Source organism: Rhodococcus sp. 06-221-2, assembly GCF_002258365.1.
Classification (GTDB): Bacteria; Actinomycetota; Actinomycetes; order Mycobacteriales; family Mycobacteriaceae; genus Rhodococcoides; species Rhodococcoides fascians.
The window spans coordinates 94,612-109,733 of record NZ_NOYJ01000003.1; the positions used below are offsets into that span (position 1 = coordinate 94,612).

A 15,122-nucleotide genomic window follows, 5' to 3' on the forward strand; every position below is an offset into this window, starting at 1 on the left:
GATGAGGCGCCGATGCTGCCGCGAATTGGTGGTTATATGCCCCGGATGTGGGAAGGTCGCTGCAAGCCTTACTCGCTTCGCATCGCCGTTTGCAGCGTACCCCCCATGTCAAGGGGTGTCGAGCGCACATAGCTGTTCCCGCGACGGTCAGTCGCAACACGGAACGCGACTTGCCCGTCCCCAATCGCACCCTCACCGATAGAGCACTGGTGACCGATCGGTGCGCCACTGATGGGGCCATGAACGCATGCGCTGCAGCGCGAGATGAAAGGTTGTCGGAAAAAGATTCACCGCGGCTGTCACAGAAGTCGACGCACCTGGATCTACCTGTTCTCGAGAAGGCACGACGAGACAGGGAGTCCCCATGAGCGCACCGACACGACTACACGTAGCGAGGGCACGTTCGAGGAGCAGTCGATCTACGGCCGGCCCCCTGAGTCCTGTCATCGATCGAGGAGCGCTGCCGAACTTCGCTCGGATCGAGACCCTCAGGCTCGACGATCCCACCAACCGGATCGTGACCCTCGCAACCACCGACGAGGTCTGGTCGCTCGTCGTCGAGTGGAATTCGAGCAACCTGCTCGTCGACACCGAAGACGAACGATTGATCAGACTTGTCGATGCGGCTCTCCGCGCTGCGCACTGCCAGCCTCACGCCGCGTGCCGTTTCACCCTCGACTACAACCCGACCCATCTCAACAACGAAGTCGGCCGACGCAGCGTGGCCTTGACCGCAACGATGCGCCCAACTTCCGGTGACGGGATCCTGATCACGATCACCCGGGATGCATGATGTGCGCGCTACCCAACCCGACTCAGGCACCCCTCGACGGATACCGGTCGCTACGTGATGCACCCTCGCTCGACCCCCAGAACAATCCGTGGATCCGCAACTGTGTGCTCTACGTTGCCGGTGGAGTCGTGTCGGCAGCACTGGGCCCGATCCTGAACCTCGACACAGCGATCGCATGGGGTGGAGCAGCACTCGGCGTCGGCGCGGGCGCGGCCGTCAGCTACAACGGCTATCGCGCCACGATCCGAGCCGAAGAGACCGATCGTGCGATCGAGCAGCTCTGCCGGCTGACCGCGTCACCGCCGACCCGTGATGTCCTGACGGCGACTCGGTGGAGCGGCCAGTGGCCCGGCCGTCCGGGCAGAATCACCGTCCGCTACCAGTCGGCCGCGCTCCTTCTCGACGAACAGTGGGAGCCCCGCGTCGTCGAATTGCTCTCCCAGCAGAGCTGGGGCCGGTACCGGATCCAGAAGCACAACACACGCAAACGCCGTCTCGTTCTCGTCCCGGACACACGGTCCGTCTCCGAGACGCATGTCTCGCCCGAACTCGTCAAAGCCACGCGCACGATTCTCGCGCTGCTAGGGCCGACCGGAAAGATCACCAGACACGAGACGGACCCGAGCACCGGGGATCTTGTAGCTGTCGAAGCCACCCATGAGGTCGGACATCGACTCGAGTCCGAGGGCTATCGGGCCCGAGTACAACGAGTAGTGAGCGTCAATCTGCCCGGTCGGTGGCGTGCTCGCTGGAACCTCGAAACGGACTGGGTGCGTTTCGAGGTGCGCCCGACCTTTCCGAAGAAGCTCTACAACCCGGCCGGCCTCGGCGACGCGGAATCCACGACCGATCTCGGCGACCTCGCGCACTCCGACTACGACTCGGTCGCGATTTCGTACGGCGAGGACGAGGACGGCAACCCCATGGTGTGGCGGCCGGCGATCGACCCACACTTCATGCTCGTCGGTGCATCCGGAACCGGAAAGACCGTCACCGCACACACCCTGCTGACACAGCTCACCGCGCACGGTTGGCCGGTATGGGTCGTCGACGGAAAAGGGGTCGAGTTCTTGGGCTTCCAGGACTGGCCGAATGTACAGATCGTCGCCAGCCACATGGAGCACCAGGTCGCGGTCATCTATCGGTTCTGGAATCTCATGGAAACCCGGTACTCGCTGATCGTCAACGGAGAAGCTACCGAGGCCGACTTTGAGCCCGTCGTTCTGTTCATCGACGAGTACGCCGACTTCCGAGGCAACCTGCTCAACTGGTACTCGAGCATCAAAGGTAAGGGTGATCCCACCAAGCCGAAGACCCTCCAGGAAGTGGCGTCGATCGGACGAAAAGGCCGCACAGCGAAGTGCCACATGGTGCTGGGAACGCAGCGACCCGATGCCGAGTACTTCGGCGGCGACATGCGAGACAACTTTCGCCAGCGCGTATCGATGGGCCGTCTGAGTCCGCAGGGCGCGTTGATGATGTGGGAATCGGCAACCACTGGAGTCGGTATCCCGCGCGGATGTCGTGGGCGGGCGACCAGTGTCAACGACCACAACCAAGCGGTCGAAATTCAGACCTACTTCACTCCCGACCCCCGCAAGACTGAGCCCGGGGCCGACGACGCAGCGGTGCTGGACCGCCTGCGTCCTCTCGAAGTGCGGCACGAGCGGTTGGTGATCCTCGACCCGGATCCCGGCGGCACCGTGGACGGCGACGAAGAGATCCGTTTCCATCACGTCTCCGGCGCGCCCTGGGCGCGCGCGTCGGACCATCCCAATCTCGATCCCGTCGCCAGGCGAAAGACGCGCGCGGACAGTGATTCAGCTCGTCGCGCATCGTCGCCGATGGCAATGCTCAATCTCGACACCCCCACCGTTCGCCAGCCCAAGCCCGACGCGCAGACGCCGAAAGAAAAAGCCGTGTCCGGCGTCCCGGGCTCTCCGATGCACAAGGACCGCCCGCACCTGCAGGTGGTCCCCGACGCCGGTACCGACGTCGACGACTGGGAGGGCTACGGCGAATCCGAAGACACTGCTCCGGTCGACCTCGTTGCCGGCGACCTAGTTCTCCTCGACGAGGACGCCGGGATCTGGGTCGTCGTCGACAACGAACCCGACATCTACGGAGACGAGTCGGGTGACGACATGGTCGGGCTGACCTGGCGTGGCGACGGCGACGACGAGGGGGTGCTCGACATTCCTCTCGACGCGACTGTTCAAGTTCGTCGCCCCCTTGCCCTCGCCACCTGAATCACTCTGCGACACACACGATCAGAAGAGGAACAACCACATGTCCCAACACGGCAACAACAGCAAAGCCCTCTCCGACGACGATCAGATGGCGCTGATCTGGATCGCCCCACTCGCAGCCACCATGGCTCTCGGATCCGCAGGCCTGTGGTGGTCGACGGCAATCGCCTGGCTGGTCGAGCACTCCATTCTGATCGCCAGCGAGGCATCCCCGATGGTGCAGATCCCAGCATCGGACGGTGCCGGGCTCGACGGTCGACGACTGATCATCGCTCTCGCCGTCGTCGTCGCCCTCGGTGCCGTCGCGATCAGCGCCGGCCGCTCGGCCTACTCAGCCCGACAGGCTCGACTGCACCGAGGAGACCGGGGATGAGAACGAAAGCCACCAGTGGTCGCCGCGCAGAACTACGCGCGATCGCGAGCAGAGAATCGTTCACGATGCCGCTCGGTCAGTGTGTCCGAGACAGCAACTGGGCCGCCCGCGAAACGGCGGTCGCAGAGCTGCTGCAGTCACGGATCCCACGTCTCGAACGGCGCCGGAAAGCAACCGTCGCTGCAGCGCATCTCCTCGAATCGTGCGAGACCTGCCCGCTCGCGGCCTTCGTCGCATGCCGCACAAGAGCCGAGGCAGATAGCTATACCGGCGTCGCGGCAGGCGGACTGTACGACCGAGGAACTCTCATCACCGAAGAAAAACGACCCGACGGTCTGGACGCGATGCACTCCCGCGAGGTAGTGTCCCCAACATCTGATGTGCGGTCTGACCAACCGCATCAACTGAAAAGGGATGCACCATGACTGACGTCGACGTGGTTTCGCGTACGCAAAACAATCTTTCCCCCGCACTGTGTGATGCAGTGCCCGATAGCAATACAATGAATCCTGACCGGAATACCGGTTCATGGAGTCGCTCGACGACGTCGAGGGGTGGTTCCTTCGGCCCGACGAGCGACGGCAGTGACGCTGCGCGTGCGCGACGTCGCTCCACTCCCGCGGCGGGATCTAACAGAACATCCCGCCGCGGGAGTGCCTCGTCGGTACCCTCCGGACCCGCCCGCCGCCACCTGCTGTCGTTGCGGCTCGGCGGTATGCCCGACCAAATGATCCTCGATCTCACGAAGCTCAGCCTCAGTGATGTGGAGACAGTCGCCAACCACAAATGCTTCGAGACCACCGCAAGCATCTCGAAAGCTATTCTCGACGTCACCTTCCACCCCACCCGGGGACGGGCGATGACCTTAGGTGTCGGAGCTCAGCGACGGATCCGGGCCCTCGTCGCGATGGGCTACTCGGTGCAAGCGCTGTCCGAACTGACCGGGCTGTCGGTGCCCAAGCTTTCGACGTTGCCATCGGATCAAGTTGTCCCCAGTGAACTCTGGTCCGTCATCAACGACGTCTACGACCAGATCTCCATGACACCCGGCCCCGACGAGCAGGTCCGGAATGCAGCCCGTGAGCAGGGATGGGCGACGCCTCTTGCTTGGGACGATGACGAAATCGACGACCCCCGAGCACGTCCACATTCGCCCCGAGGCATCCGCGGCGTGGACGAGGCGGCCGTCTACCGTCGCCTGTGCGGCGAATGGAGACTGCCGCTCACTCTTGCAGAGCAAGCCGAGATCGTAGGAATTTCGCTCCGTCGGCGGTGGTCAACCGAGCACCTGGCCGACGTACTCGGAATCGATCTCGACTCAGCGGTGAAAAAGAAGGTCCGCTACCGTGCCCGGATGGCCGTGCACGCCGCTCGCTCCGATGGTGAACGAGAAGCCGATGTTGCGTAGCGACTACGTCAGAAGTGTCGTGGTCGCTCTGGCGGCAGGCGTCCTATGGGCCTTGATCGAGGCGTCGTCGGCATCCTGGGCCAGCACTCAGGCATCAACTGCTGCGACTGTCGGCCGCGTCTCGATTGTCGCGATAGCAGTGATCGTCGGGGTAGCTCTGTCGGCCGCGCTGCGGACCACCGTCATCGCGGTGTGTGCACGGGTCGAGATCTCCGTCGACGAGGCGGCGCTGGGGACGAAAATTCCCGTCATCGTCTCCGGTGTCGTGTGGGGCGTCATCTCCGCTTTCGTCAGTACTCCGACGAGTGCGCCGCCGGCGGCAATGCTGTTCTTGGCTCTGGTAGTGCCCTGGATTGCGTGGATCGACCAACGCGTGCAACGGATTCCGACTGCTCTTGCGTATCTGGCCGCCAGCGGAACTGCAGCAATGATCTTGCTCACCGGTGTCGTTCACGGCACCTGGGGCGCGGTCGGTCGCGCCCTTCTGGCCGGCCTGGCCGCCGGCATATTGTTCTTCGCGCTTGCAGTGCTTCTGCGCGGCGGAATCGGTATCGGCGATGCGCGACTGGTGGTCTCGCTCGCGATGGTCCTAGGCTACGTCGGCTGGACATCCCTCGGTGCGGCGCTGGTGTTCTCGATCCTGACGGCTTTCGTCGGAGTGATAGTCGTGCGGGTCCTTCGAGCGATCAGATCCGAGCCTGCACGGTCGCATATCGCGCTGGGCCCGTACCTCGCACTCGGCACCGCGCTCACTCTCGTCGCATCCTGATCCGCCTGCGCGCAGTTGCGTCCTGCTTTTTCTTCCCTCCCCGAACTCGACAGCTCCCGAAGAGGTGATTGCCATCATGGCGAAGACACATCAGACCGCATGGACAGCCATTGCCGCAGCCGTGATGGTCGCTGTGGCGGCCGCGGCTGCCGTGGTGATCACGACGGATCACCACGAGGCCGACACTGCGCCACCACCACCCCAGGTCTTCCACGACGTCATCACCGTTGCGAGCCTTCTCGACGCCCTGCCCGTCGTCGACGATATCGACAGCACGGCCAGGTGGCCCGACGGTCAGCGCTTGGCGGAACTTCTCGTGCGGCCGCCAGGCAGCGATCACGGATGCGACACCAGGAACATCGCATTGGCAGCGGAGCTCGAGGCCGTCACATTCGCTGCCGGAACGGACAATTGCGTTGTGGCACAGGGCGTGTTGAATGATCCATACACCGGTGTCACCGTCGAATTCGATGCAGCATCTGAGAAAGATGCTGCAGCAAGCGATTACGTCTACCCGCTGGACGCGGCGTGGGCGTTGGGTGCTGCTGCATGGGCACCCGAACAGCAGCAACGCTTTGTCAGCGACGTACAGACCAACATCATCGTCGCCAGCGCGCAGGCAGTTGAACATCGAGCCCAACGTGGGCTTTCTCAGTGGCATCCGAGCAACGACGACCTCGCATGTGCATTTGCGGCGAAATATCTTCGTGTGGCGCAGACATACGCCTTGCCCATCACCCGCGGTGATGCTGTCGCGGCCACGCAACTCTGCGGTCTCGGCAACACCGCGGTGACAACTGCGGGCGAGACCGAACCGGCGAACTGACCACACGATCGGCCACACAAATCTCCTCCCCAAGAGGAAATGAAAGTCCCTCGCACACAACATGAAAGAAGGAATCTCATGCCCAAGACCGCCGACCAGGCCGATGCAACCACCCGCGAGATCCTCGGCCCGCAGTTCACCGCAATGCGCAACCTTGTCGAAGCAGCCGAGAACAGCCGGCAGAAGGCCGAAGCAGTCGCCAAAGCGCAGGCCGAACATGTCGACTCGACCGCCGAATTCATCGTGGCCTACGACGCCGCCAAAGCTGCAGGCTTCACCACCGCCCAACTGAAGAAGGGCGGCTACGTCCGGCCATCACTGAAGGGAGTCGCAAAACCGGCCACCAGCAAGAAAGAACCCACGCAGACCCCGCCGGCAGAAACCGCCGCCACCGGCGGCGAACCCCACGGGCACGACAGTGGGCAGCAGAACCATGCCGCACCGGCGTCGGAGGAACACCGGAGTGATCACCACAACGAGCACGGCGAGCACGACGCCATGGCGAGCTGACATGACATCCCGTCGACAACCAGAGGGGGCTGTGCGATGAGCACCGACCGAACCGACGCGATCACCCATATCGAGCTGGCCTGCGACGTCTGCGCGCTGGAACCCAGGGACGGGGGAGCGGGACCGCGGGGCGCATGGTGGGCGGTGGCCATGAAAGATTGCTGCGCCGGCGGACAGCTCATGGCCCACCTCGCGTGCGACGAGCACTTCTTCGATCTGATTTCACAGAAGCTGCCCGGCGTATGCACGAGTTGTGGCCACCTGAGCCGGACCCTGTCCGACGTCGTCGATGTCGCATGGACGATAGGAACCGGAACCGACCTGCCCGGCCGGCCGGGACGATGACCCAAGCTGTCGCACTGCTCGGTGGAGGCGTCCGCCGAGCGTGCACTTGCTGCAGCGCTGTCGAATACTTCGGCGGCGCTGCAGGTCGAGTCGGTACCGCCGCCCCCCGCGGGGCCGCAGTACCGACTCTGTATCCGGGACCGCAAGACCCCCTCCGGGTGAGGTCCGATGTCCTCCGCGCGCCGTAGTCGTAACCGCGTCACCCCAGACGGGGGCGCGTTCGACCCCGATCGAGGATCCAGCGGAGAGCTGGAGAAGAAGCAAGGGGTGGTGCTCCCGCACGCATCCTTCGCCGACCGAGCCGCGAATCGCGAGCATGCCCGCGGCCTCGATACCGACATCGAAGGACTGCCCGGTCTGACACGCGCGCGCCGCGACCTCGAACGCGCCTTCCCCCGCAACACCGCCGCGCCGATCACGAACGAACGAAAAAGACGTTCGCTGCCGGCCGCGATCGAACTCCGTCGAAGCCTCAGCGCCCGCCAGCGCAATGCGCGATCAGCCACCAAAAGGACTGTCGAGCAGAGCGTTCCCCGAGCCCAGCACCGTGCGATGAGCACACTGATCGGAGATCCAGAAAATTGGAAACGCACCAACGACGCATTGTCCGATGTCAACGGTGATGCAGTTCGGCTCGACGACGACCAGCGCCGCCACATCCAGAGAGTCGACCGCGCAATCCAGCGATACGAGCGTGAGTCCGGACGTGGACACCTGGTCTACACCGTTGTGAGCTTGCCCCACGCCGTCATCCATCCATCCGAGCTACCCGAGACCCTCTCACCCGGCTCGGTCATAGCTTTCGACCGCTTCACCGGCGCCCGCCACTCGATCCACGAACTCGACGCACACAGCCATCCGACGGACGCCGTATTCGAGATCCAAACAACACGAGGGCTGTACCTCGGAGCATCGGACAAGGGCGACGACACGAGCCACCTCCTCCCACGGGGCACCCGCTACCGAGTCGTCAACTCGCACTTCGTCCCCTACGAGCGACCAGGTCAGAGGGTCAGGGAAAGGCTCGTCGTGCAACTCGAAGACATCGACACGGACTGACCATCAGCGAAAGGAACAAACAGACATGCCCACCGAAAAGGCCTCACCGCCACCACACCGACGAGAACGCCGCGCACCATGGCAATTTCATCCAGACATCATGCCGCGCGCCGACTTTCGCGCCGTCCAAGCCGAAGACCCCCAGACCGGACCCATCGACGGAGCCATCGACACCGGCGAAGAATCGGAATAGAGACGGTCACTTGTCATGGGCCCTGCGCGATCGGATGCTCTCGTCGAGCCACTCCGCACCATGATGACGGCCACAAAACGTGATACGCGCCCAAAACAAACCTCATCGGTTGCTTCTAACGTAGCCAGGGTGGAGCATACGAGTCATGCCTGTCTCTGAACTTCTGCGCCTCGGCAATGCTCGACCAATCGTCCGATGGGGCGACCCTGTCCTGCACACATCGGCTCGACCGGTGACCGACTTCGGTCCTGATCTGCAAAGTCTGCTTGCCGATATGTTCGCGACCAATACTGCTGCGGACGGTGCCGGCCTCGCCGCTCAGCAGGTAGGCATCGACCTTGCGGTGTTCATCTACGATTGCAGTGACGAGACCGGGACACGGCGAACTGGTGTCGTCTGCAATCCGGTAGTCGAACTCGCCGAAGGAAACGATCGACACCTCATCGATTTCGGTGAAGGATGCTTGTCCCTCCCCGGCGCATACACCGACCTCGCACGGCCAGAGTTCTCTATCTGTCGAGGACAGGACCAGTACGGTAACCAGATCGAACTCAACGCAGGCGGCACGCTCGGGCGTTGTTTCCAACACGAAACCGATCACATCAACGGTATCGTTTTCGGCGACCGCCTCTCGAAGCGCAAACGTAAACAGCTCTATCGTGACCACGAGACGGTCTCTGAGCAGTACAGCAACGATTGGCCAACACGATAGATTCTGCTCCGGAAGCAGTGACCGCTCTGCTCCGCCTACCCACCCGGTGACGTCAAGACCTTCACGAAGCCTGACATTCATCTACACGAAACAGTAGGTCGAACCCTCAACGCATCCATGGCTCGCTATTGCACGGCAACGGACCATATGGTCTTGTATCCTGGGCTAGGGAACAGGAGTTCGGGGAACATATGCCTTACGCAATGGCTGCGGCGTCGCTACGGGCCGCGATTCCAGAGGTAGTGACGGCGTACAGAACCACTTTGCTACGCGAGAATAGTCCCCTCGGGATCAATCCGGGGGTGTGGTCACAGTGCCGCCGCCAAGCACTGGCAATCCTCAACGAGTGCGTAGATGCATTAGGCCTTCCCACGTCTTCGACTACTCGGTCGGCGATTCCAGACGAGTACACCCGGTTGCTCGGCTCGCATCGAGCCCTACAGGCAATACCGGCTTCGGAGTCCGTGCGAGCTGTGGAGATTCTGTGGTCATCCCTTGAGCCTGCAATAGAGCTGGCCGCCAAAGAGGCACCCTTGACACACCGACCTGGGGTCTGGAGACGCATCAACGCCGCTTTTCGCCTTGCTGCCGGTGGCCGCCTTCACACGGGCATGCTCAGCTACGAGGAGACCCGAGGCCATTTGAGGGACAGGCAACTTCGAGTGCTTGAGGCCGCGTCAGACGCATCTTTGACCAACCGGGAGCTTGAAGTCTTGGAGGCTGTGGCGTTCGCGATGACCAACCGGCAGATCGCTCGCACTCTGAATATTTCAGAGCTCACAGTCAAGCGGCATCTGTCCAACGCCTATCTGAAACTTGGGGCGTCGTCCCGTATGGACGCGTTGCACAGGCTATTCGGCAGCCGCATCTAGCGGCCCGCAATTTCATACCGCGCGCACCAGGAGGGTGCCGAGCATCGCGAGGTTTGCTGCGTACTGGGTGGCCATGAAAGCGCGGTACCCGCAGCGCCGTGCCTTCAGGTCATAGTCGTTCGCCCGCGCGCATAGCGCCATCACCCAGAGAGCTCCAGCAGTCAACGGCAATGTTCCGAACAGTGCGAGCGGTGCCCATAGCAGTGAGGCGATCGGTGCGCATACTCCAACGACAGTCGTTCCGAATATGGCCAGCCGCCGTGCAGAGCTGAGTCCACGTTGCGCTGCCAGAGTGCGCCTCCCACCAATGGCGTCCCCGTGGGCATCGGATAGGTCCTTCACGACCGCTCCCACCAACGCCATCCATGTTGCCATCGATGCGCAGAAGACTTGTTCCGTACGCCCAAATCCTCCGCCGCCGGCGGCCGCTCCGGCAGCATAACTTGCCCAGCCGAGGCCGAATATCACTACAGAAGAAGACAAACTCCAACGCTTGGCAGCCAGTGGCGGTGCCGAGTACACCCACCCAAGCGTCAGGAAGGCGAAGGTCCAGCACCACATCTCGCGCCCCGCAACTGCAGCCATCAGCAGGGCTGTGATCGCCGTAGCCACGCTGACCCACCGGGCTGTACGGACTGCCAGTTCCCCCCGCGCAATCGGTCGCTGCGACGCGTTTGCCACATCCTCAAGGACGTCAGTCACACCATTGAACAAGTACGTCGATATCACGACGGCCCACCAGGTCAACGCGCCGGCCGCTAATTGTCCGACACCGACAGGCCCTGCAGTCGCTGATACGCCGGCAATTCCAACCGCGAATCGAAGCAGATAGACACCTTGGACCTGCGGTCTGGCCTCCACGAAGCACAACCATGCATTTCTTGCGGGACTCGACGCGCCCCCAGGACGACCTACCTGTGTGCCGTGCTTGACCGACTCACACCGATACGACCACCCATCTGACACAGCCGGAGCCTAGCTGTCGCAGTGCACGAAGGTTTCTGCCCGGACTTGTCTTCGCTAAAACTACATCCAAAGTTGTAGTTTTCTGAGGTATTACCTACTCCCTTCGTGCCACAAAGGGGACCAACGTATTCGCTGCTAGGCAGACTCGACTGGTACCGAAATGCACAGCAGGCGTACTGCAACTCTCCGAGTAAGCGAGGACCATGAGCAATCCGTTCGACGATGAAGACGGCAGCTATTTCGTTCTCACCAACGAGGAGGGGCAGCACTCTCTCTGGCCGGTCTTTATCGACGTCCCGGCCGGTTGGTCAAGAGTGTTCGGCGAGGCCAAGCGGACTGCTTGTCTGGAGTACGTCGACACCCACTGGACCGATTTGCGCCCCAAGTCACTCGCCATTGCTCAGGCCGAAAACCGCAGCCAGACAACTAATGTCGGACCAACTATGCGGCCGGGAACGACCAATTCGGTTGAGGGCATCCCAGCCGATGCCTACCACAACGAAATTAGGTCGTAGCTCGATGGGAGCACAGTCAGGCTCGTCCGTCGCGGACGTTGTTGGGGTCGGTTTTGGACCCTCCAACCTCGCTCTCGCGATAGCTCTTCAAGAGTCCATCCAGCCCGGACCGGTGCCGGCAAAGTTCAGCATGAAGTTCTACGAGCTCCAGCCTCGTTTCGGCTGGCACCGTGGGATGCTCATGGAGGATGCGACCATGCAGGTCTCTTTTCTCAAAGACCTTGCCACCATGCGCAATCCGATGAGTCGGTATACGTTTGTGTCCTACCTCCGAGAGAAAGAGAGAATTGCTGAGTTCATCAACAGCAAAACTCTCTACCCACTGCGGGTGGAGTTTCATGACTACCTGGAGTGGGCAGCTAGCCAATTTCAGTCAAACGTCTCGTACGGGTCCGAGATCAAAGACATCCGACCAGTAGTCGAGAATGGCGTGGTGGAGTACGTCGATGTAGTCGGCCCAGATGACGTTGTTCAGCGGGCGCGGAACATCGTGATCGGAATGGGTTTGACGCCTCGACTTCCCGATGGTGTCAACAGATCTGAGCGGATCTGGCACAGCTCCCAACTGCTGGGCAGAGCAGCCGCAGTTACATACGTCCCTCAAAATTTTGTCGTCGTGGGCTCTGGCCAAAGTGCCGCCGAAGTTGCTGACTACCTTCATCGGACTTTCCCTCGCGCCAATGTGCACACCGTCCTGTCCCGCTACGGCTACAGCGTCGCCGATGACAGCCCGTATGCGAATGGAATTTTCGATCCGGAGGGAGTTGACCGGTTCTTCTCCGCTCCGACCGACGAGAAGCAGAGGCTCCTCGAATACCACGCCAACACCAATTACTCAGTGGTCGATCTCGATATTTCACAGTCGCTGTATCTCAAGAGCTACCAGGAGAAGGTCCTGGGCAAACAGCGGTTACGGATGATCAACACCTCGCGCGTCACATCCGTCGACGAGGACACAGACGGCGTACGGGTCGAGGTCACATCCTCGGCCACCGGTCTGACCCATACCATCGAAGCAGACGTGATCGTCTACGCCACCGGCTACCGGCCAAGTGACCCGGCACCGCTACTCCAGGGCCTGATGCGCGAATGTAAGCACGACGAGCAGGGACGGCTCAGCGTGGGACGCGACTACCGAGTGACGACGTCGGATGCGGTGCGCGCCGGTATCTATGTGCACGGTGCCAGTACCGAACACAGCCATGGACTTTCTGCTGGTCTCCTGTCCAACACTGCAGTCAGATCCGGTGAAATCGCCCAATCCATTCTCAGGAGATGACCATGTACGTCCCCCGGATCTACAAGGCAAGTGATCGGACATGGCTGCGCCGCGTGGTTGCGCAGTACCCTTTTGCGGCTCTGATCTCAAACGGCCCCAAGGCCCCGTACGCCACCCATTTGCCAGTCATCTGTGCTCCCTGCGCCCCTTCAGAGAGCGAGGACTTAGAAGGATCGACACTGTTTGGGCACATGAACCGGGCCAATCCCCACTGGGACTCGCTCGTCGACGGTGCGGATGCCCAACTTATTTTCACCGGGCCTCATGGGTATGTCACCCCAAGTGTCTACCAACGCGATTCTGTAGCACCGACCTGGAACTACGTCTCGGTACATCTCCGAGGAAAGCTGCAACCTGTTGCCGATTTCGAGGAGACGCTCAAGGTCGTTCAATTGACAGTCAGTACGTACGAGCAGAAATTCGGCAGCGGGTGGGAGATGGACAGTTCGCTGGACCACTACCGAAGGATCGGTCCGGCTGTGGGTGCATTCAGTTTTGAGGTGGAATCGGCGGATGGCATGTTCAAGCTCAGCCAGGAGCAGAACCTCGAGACCAGGCGACGGGTGGCGGACCACTTCAGCGCGAACCACGCCGGGCGAGGCAAAGAACTAGCTTCGTTCATGCGGGAGTACAGCCATGGTGACTACAACAACTTCTGATGGGGACATGTCGGACGCACCGACGGAACCCACGGCCCGGGAGCCTTTTGCGCCAAAAGAGCATTCCGTGCCCGCCATTTGTAAACCTTCAATTTCGCACCGGCTCAGCCATTTCGGCCTGGTCTGTTCATCGGTTTACGGATGCAAGCGGAGTTTATAAATTGTGCTACTGCTCTCACGCACCTTGTCCGCCGCCATTCCGACTCGTCGAGCAGGTCAATCGTTCTACCTTCGGAATGAAGTTGGGATTCCGGGGGATTGCTTCCGGACCAAAATCCGGCAAAAGAGCCGACCGGCGAACGTGACCAAGTCGGTGTCATCGCCAGAGAAAGCCAGAAGGTTGGTAATGGATTACGACGTTGTTGTTGTTGGGGCGCGATGTGCCGGCGCTTCGGTGGCACTGCTGTTAGCCAGACAGGGGCGAAGTGTTCTGCTGGTCGATAGGGCCTCCTTTCCGGCGGACACCATGTCCACGTTGTATATCCAGCACCCTGGGGTCGTGAGACTCGCACAGTGGGGGATGCTCGATGATGTTGTGGCCTCCGGTTGTCCGCCTTTGGGCACTATTAGTCACGATGTGGATGGACTGAGTCTGATCGCTGCTACCCCGGCGAAGGACGGTGTTAATGCCGCTTACGCACCACGGCGGTACATACTCGACGATCTACTCATTCGAGCTGCCGTGTCAGCGGGCGCGGAGTTCTCGGATCGGACGTCGGTCCTAGAATTGATTTGGCACGACGAACGCGTCGCCGGAGTTCGCCTCCGGAGTGGAAATTCGACCACATCGGTGTCTGCTCGATTGGTTATTGGGGCCGACGGTATGCGATCAAAGGTCGCGGAACTTGTTCAGGCACCGATCCTCCGATCGGCACCCATAGCAAGCTGCGTGTACTACACCTTCTGGCAAGGCTTGCGAACAGGATTCGGATTCCATGAGCGAGTCGGCCGCTGGATAGCCCGTATTCCAACACATGACGACCTGACAATTGTGGCAGCTTACCTGCCGCAGAGCGAATTCTCGGTCGTTCGGCGGGACCCGCAGAGGGCGTACTTGTCCGCGATCGAATCGACAGCGCCGGATTTATACGAACAAATTATGGCACTCGACCGAGTGGATCGGTGGTGGGGTACGGGGGACCAACGCAACTATTTCCGTAAATCGCACGGTCCGGGCTGGGCATTGACGGGGGATGCGGCTCACCACCTTGACTCGATCAGCGCCCGCGGCATCACCAATGCGCTGATTCAAGCCGACCTGCTCACCGATTCTATTTCCGGGGTGGATGTCGGGAACTCGGTCGCAGTAGATGAGGCGATGGTGCACTTTGCACTGTCGACAGGAGCTGTTCTAGAGGAGCCGTACATGAGTACTCTCGCCCTGGCGAAGCTTCAACCGACGAAGTCCCGGTTGCGCATGCTGCATGCCATTGCCAATTCGCCCGAACTTACATCTCGGTACTTCGGTTTGGTTTCGGGGGCCATCGGGATGCGCGAATTTATGTCGGCCGAGCTCGTCGACTTGTTGTAGCTTGCTGATGAAATATTTCGGGTCTGAATCTAACGCTGAGGGTGGTCACCCGAGTGGTTCGCA

Annotated in this window: 17 protein-coding genes; 16 read left to right on the forward strand and 1 reads right to left on the reverse strand. The window is 61.4% G+C overall.

Annotated features, from left to right (window positions below):
- Positions 1 to 517: 517 nt before the first annotated feature.
- The 12 genes from CH281_RS26515 to CH281_RS27180 all read left to right on the forward strand — a co-directional run bounded on the left by CH281_RS26515 (position 518) and on the right by CH281_RS27180 (position 10,109).
- Positions 518 to 793 carry a hypothetical protein gene (locus CH281_RS26515; RefSeq protein ID WP_141214633.1) on the forward strand — a complete coding sequence of 92 codons (276 nt, stop codon included), beginning with the start codon at positions 518 to 520 and terminating at the stop codon, positions 791 to 793.
- Positions 793 to 3,042, forward strand: a complete 2,250-nt coding sequence (locus tag CH281_RS00640) for an FtsK/SpoIIIE domain-containing protein (RefSeq protein ID WP_052049378.1) — start codon at positions 793 to 795, stop codon at positions 3,040 to 3,042. Before CH281_RS26515 ends, CH281_RS00640 begins: the two co-directional genes overlap by 1 nt.
- Positions 3,043 to 3,082: 40 nt before the next feature.
- Positions 3,083 to 3,415, forward strand: coding sequence for a hypothetical protein (locus tag CH281_RS00645; protein WP_015586153.1), 333 nt, complete (start codon positions 3,083 to 3,085; stop codon positions 3,413 to 3,415).
- A gap of 727 nt (positions 3,416 to 4,142) precedes the next feature.
- Positions 4,143 to 4,823 (forward strand): hypothetical protein, encoded by a 681-nt coding sequence (locus tag CH281_RS00655; protein ID WP_052049379.1) that lies wholly within the window; start codon positions 4,143 to 4,145, stop codon positions 4,821 to 4,823.
- Complete coding sequence (locus CH281_RS00660; RefSeq protein ID WP_015586156.1) at positions 4,813 to 5,592, forward strand: hypothetical protein; 780 nt, start codon at positions 4,813 to 4,815, stop codon at positions 5,590 to 5,592. Before CH281_RS00655 ends, CH281_RS00660 begins: the two co-directional genes overlap by 11 nt.
- A 76-nt stretch (positions 5,593 to 5,668) precedes the next feature.
- Positions 5,669 to 6,418: a hypothetical protein gene (locus CH281_RS00665; protein ID WP_015586157.1), complete on the forward strand. Its 750-nt coding sequence runs from the start codon at positions 5,669 to 5,671 to the stop codon at positions 6,416 to 6,418.
- A gap of 78 nt (positions 6,419 to 6,496) precedes the next feature.
- Complete coding sequence (locus tag CH281_RS00670) at positions 6,497 to 6,928, forward strand: hypothetical protein (RefSeq protein WP_015586158.1); 432 nt, start codon at positions 6,497 to 6,499, stop codon at positions 6,926 to 6,928.
- 36 nt (positions 6,929 to 6,964) lie between these two features.
- A complete protein-coding gene (locus CH281_RS00675; RefSeq protein ID WP_015586159.1) occupies positions 6,965 to 7,273 on the forward strand; it encodes a hypothetical protein in 309 nt (102 codons plus the stop codon).
- Positions 7,274 to 7,441: 168 nt separating this feature from the next.
- The gene (locus tag CH281_RS00680) at positions 7,442 to 8,332 is read left to right on the forward strand and encodes a hypothetical protein (protein WP_015586160.1); all 891 of its coding nucleotides are present in this window, start codon (positions 7,442 to 7,444) and stop codon (positions 8,330 to 8,332) included.
- Between the two features lie 25 nt (positions 8,333 to 8,357).
- The gene (locus CH281_RS26695; protein WP_155289036.1) at positions 8,358 to 8,525 is read left to right on the forward strand and encodes a hypothetical protein; all 168 of its coding nucleotides are present in this window, start codon (positions 8,358 to 8,360) and stop codon (positions 8,523 to 8,525) included.
- A gap of 145 nt (positions 8,526 to 8,670) precedes the next feature.
- Positions 8,671 to 9,237, forward strand: a complete 567-nt coding sequence (gene def / locus CH281_RS00685; RefSeq protein ID WP_015586162.1) for a peptide deformylase — start codon at positions 8,671 to 8,673, stop codon at positions 9,235 to 9,237.
- 611 nt (positions 9,238 to 9,848) lie between these two features.
- Positions 9,849 to 10,109 carry a helix-turn-helix domain-containing protein gene (locus CH281_RS27180; protein WP_080730074.1) on the forward strand — a complete coding sequence of 87 codons (261 nt, stop codon included), beginning with the start codon at positions 9,849 to 9,851 and terminating at the stop codon, positions 10,107 to 10,109.
- A gap of 12 nt (positions 10,110 to 10,121) precedes the next feature.
- Here CH281_RS27180 and CH281_RS00695 read toward each other — a convergent pair whose 3' ends face one another.
- On the reverse strand, positions 10,122 to 11,075 hold the full coding sequence (locus tag CH281_RS00695; protein ID WP_080730065.1) for a UbiA family prenyltransferase: 954 nt from the start codon (positions 11,073 to 11,075) through the stop codon (positions 10,122 to 10,124).
- A 203-nt stretch (positions 11,076 to 11,278) separates the two neighbouring features.
- Here CH281_RS00695 and CH281_RS00700 point away from each other — a divergent pair, with 203 nt between their 5' ends.
- The 4 genes from CH281_RS00700 to CH281_RS00715 all read left to right on the forward strand — a co-directional run bounded on the left by CH281_RS00700 (position 11,279) and on the right by CH281_RS00715 (position 15,059).
- On the forward strand, positions 11,279 to 11,590 hold the full coding sequence (locus tag CH281_RS00700) for an MbtH family protein (RefSeq protein WP_015586165.1): 312 nt from the start codon (positions 11,279 to 11,281) through the stop codon (positions 11,588 to 11,590).
- A 4-nt stretch (positions 11,591 to 11,594) separates the two neighbouring features.
- The gene (locus CH281_RS00705) at positions 11,595 to 12,869 is read left to right on the forward strand and encodes a lysine N(6)-hydroxylase/L-ornithine N(5)-oxygenase family protein (protein WP_015586166.1); all 1,275 of its coding nucleotides are present in this window, start codon (positions 11,595 to 11,597) and stop codon (positions 12,867 to 12,869) included.
- Positions 12,866 to 13,528 (forward strand): FMN-binding negative transcriptional regulator, encoded by a 663-nt coding sequence (locus CH281_RS00710; protein ID WP_202902192.1) that lies wholly within the window; start codon positions 12,866 to 12,868, stop codon positions 13,526 to 13,528. Before CH281_RS00705 ends, CH281_RS00710 begins: the two co-directional genes overlap by 4 nt.
- 346 nt (positions 13,529 to 13,874) lie before the next feature.
- Positions 13,875 to 15,059 (forward strand): NAD(P)/FAD-dependent oxidoreductase, encoded by a 1,185-nt coding sequence (locus tag CH281_RS00715; protein WP_015586168.1) that lies wholly within the window; start codon positions 13,875 to 13,877, stop codon positions 15,057 to 15,059.
- Positions 15,060 to 15,122 lie beyond the last annotated feature (63 nt).